The following is a 2828-nucleotide window of genomic DNA, read 5'->3' on the forward strand; positions in this document are numbered from 1 at the left end:
CCCATCAAGCCCCATGAGACTATAAGACTGTTCACGCCGACCTGTGGCGTGGACATCAGAAAGGCCGCCGTGGCGCCGCGGCTGGCGCCTTGCCGGCGCAGGGATGCCGCAATGGGAATGACACTGCATGAACACAAGGGCAATGGAATTCCCAGCGCGGCGGCGCGCGCCGCCGCGCGCCAGCCGCCGCCGCCCAAATGCCGCCGTACCCAGGCGCCGGAAAGCCAGACCGACAGCGCCCCCGCCACGCAAAACCCGAACAGCAGATATGGCGCCATCTCTATCCATACATTCCAAGCGCCGGAAAGTAACCGCATTATCATGTTGTCTCTTTTATGTTTCGCTCATATGCTTTGGAACGCGCAGGCTTTGCCTTTGAAAGCGCAAAACTTGCTTGCTCATTTCAAAGGCCAAATATGTGCGCCATTTTGTTTTCAATCAGGCATTATTCCAAATATTGGCATGGTTCATTTTCGGGTAACACTTTTCCGATAAAATCGTCCAGTGTTCCCCGCAAAATCACCATTCGTTTATGCGGGTTGTTCAGGCTGTGGACCGCCATGCTCCGCTGGGAGCGCTGCCGCCATTCCCCCGAACACCTGCGTTTCTCCAACCTGTTTTGAAAGACAATTCCCTCGAAAAACTGACGCAAGAGTAGCCGCATTGGACGTTCGCTGTCAAGCCAAAAAGCGCGGAAAAACGGGGGGGGGGTAAATCGTTGATATTCAATCGGTTATAACAAGAAAAAATTTTAATATTTTTCAGAAAAATGTTGACGCCGCGGCGTTTTTTTTGTATCTTGTGTCTTGTTGTATTAATCCAATCAGAAAGGAGTTGCCCCATGTCCGCTACACGCATCGCCGAATCGAAACCAAAATCCCGCGCCACAGCGCTGGCATCCTGCCAAGGCCTTATCAAGGCCTCGCTTTGCAAAACCCGCGTCCAGTGCGGCAAACCCACATGCCGTTGCGCCAAAAATCCGCGGTTCCGCCATACCGCTTTGACTTTCACCTACAAGCACAAAGGGCGGAGCATGGGGCTGCACGTGCCAAAAAGCATGGAAGCGAAAGCCCGCCGGGCGGAGGAGGATTATCGGAAGTTGAAAAAACTCGTCCAGAAGATTTCAGATTCCAATCTGAAAAAGTTCCGTCGCGGAATTGCCGGCATGAAAGCTAAATCGCGCCAACGGCGCAAATCACACGCTTGAGGAGACATGCCCATGTTGACTGCGTTAAGAGATTTTCCGTCTTCCGCGAAAAATCTGCCGGCGCGCGAACGCCAGGCGTTGGCTGTCGCGGCGCTGGCCGGAAAAACTCCGGTGTCACGGCTGGCCGCCGCCAGTGGTGTCAGCCGGAAGTTTGTGTATCAGCAATCGGCAAAAGCGAACAATATTTTAGACGAAGCGTTCGCCGGCAAACTCCCCGACGATGAGGTCTTGTTTTATCTGCCGGTGACAAAGGAATGGCTCCATAAAGCCGTTCTCGGTCTGGTTTTGATCTGTCACAGCTCGTTCCGGGGCGTGGTGGAGTTCATGCGCGACCTGCTGGACTTCAATATTTCCATCGGCTCCGTGCATAACACGCTTATGGATGCCGTCGGCAAAGCCAAAACCGTTAACGCCACTGAGCGCCTGGAAAATGTCAGAGTCGGCGCCCCTGATGAAATATTCCAGGCGCGGATGCCGGTCTTGGTCGGCGCGGATGTCATTTCCACATATTGCTATCTTTTGAGTTCCGAAAACTCGCGCGATGGCGACACATGGGCCATCCGGCTGATGGAACTCAGCGACAAGGGACTTCATCCAGATTACACTGTTGCCGACGGCGGCACGGGGCTCCGCGCCGGACAGGCGCTGGCATGGCCGGATATCCCATGCCGGGGCGATGTGTTTCACGCACTCTTGGATATGGGGCGACTGACGGTATATCTGGAGAATCGCGCATTCGGCGCAATGTCGGCTCTAGAAAAAACGGAGGTAAAAATGACCAAGGCAAAAAGAAAAGGATGCGGCAACAAATACTCGAAACGTCTCGCCGTGGCCGGCCAAGCCGAAGCCGCGACCATTAATCTGGCCGATGATATACGCACCTTGGCCGGATGGCTGCGCAACGATATTCTTTCTCTGGCGGGCGGCAACGTTGACACCCGCCGGCAACTATTGGATTTCGTGATCGAATCGTTACGGCAAAGAGAACATCTGCGTCCGCACAGAATCCGGCCGGTGCGTGTCATGTTGGAAAACCAGCACGACCTGCTTCTAGCCTTTGCACAGGAAATAGACGACAGGCTCATTGCATCCGCCAACGAACTCAACTCGGATCCATCCGATATGCGCCGGCTCTTTAATCAGCGCATCAAGGAACGCGCGTCCGACCAGAACCCCATTACTGATGATCTCCCGTGTGAACAATCAGATGAAAAATCAGACGCCGCGGAGCAAAGCGTCCAGAAAATCATCGCCGGCGTTGTCCGCGCCAGCTCCATTATCGAGAACATCAACAGCCGTCTACGTTGCTACTTTTTCCTGCGGCGTCAGATCGGAAACGGCTATCTGGACCTACTCCGTTTCTTTCTCAACCACCGGAGGTTCCTGCGCAGTGAACATCCCGAGCGCGTTGATAAAAGTCCCGCCGAATTACTATCCGGCAAAACTCATCCGCACTGGCTGGAATTACTGGGGTTTGAGATGTTCAAGCGCGCCGCTTGAGCGACCTAATCCTGCCCAAGTCCGATTAAATTCTTGCGCACTCATGCGTGACAGGCGTATACTGCCTTCTGTTACCCAAAAAGGCATGTTTTTGAACCATGCCACAAATTTGATCAGGTTT

At 54.0% G+C, this 2828-nt stretch carries 3 protein-coding genes; 2 read left to right on the forward strand and 1 reads right to left on the reverse strand.

The genetic code is table 11. The features are described from left to right. On the reverse strand, positions 1-323 hold a 323-nt coding region (locus WC959_12960), incomplete at its 3' end, for a permease (GenBank protein ID MFA5690025.1). 518 nt (positions 324-841) lie between these two features. Between WC959_12960 and WC959_12965 the strand changes: the two genes are divergently transcribed. Together WC959_12965 and WC959_12970 are read left to right on the forward strand one after the other, a co-directional pair. Then, on the forward strand, positions 842-1207 hold the full coding sequence (locus tag WC959_12965) for a DUF6788 family protein (GenBank protein MFA5690026.1): 366 nt from the start codon (positions 842-844) through the stop codon (positions 1205-1207). Positions 1208-1219: 12 nt separating this feature from the next. Then, on the forward strand, positions 1220-2707 hold the full coding sequence (locus WC959_12970) for a hypothetical protein (protein ID MFA5690027.1): 1488 nt from the start codon (positions 1220-1222) through the stop codon (positions 2705-2707). Positions 2708-2828: the final 121 nt, after the last annotated feature.

Source organism: Kiritimatiellales bacterium, assembly GCA_041656295.1.
GTDB lineage: Bacteria > Verrucomicrobiota > Kiritimatiellia > Kiritimatiellales > Tichowtungiaceae > Tichowtungia.

What these genes read in the sequence shown, in the direction of transcription:
- WC959_12965 (MFA5690026.1), top strand. Translation starts at nt 842, where the DNA reads ATGTCCGCTACACGCATCGCCGAATCGAAACCAAAATCCCGCGCCACA.
- WC959_12970 (MFA5690027.1), top strand. Translation starts at nt 1,220, where the DNA reads ATGTTGACTGCGTTAAGAGATTTTCCGTCTTCCGCGAAAAATCTGCCG.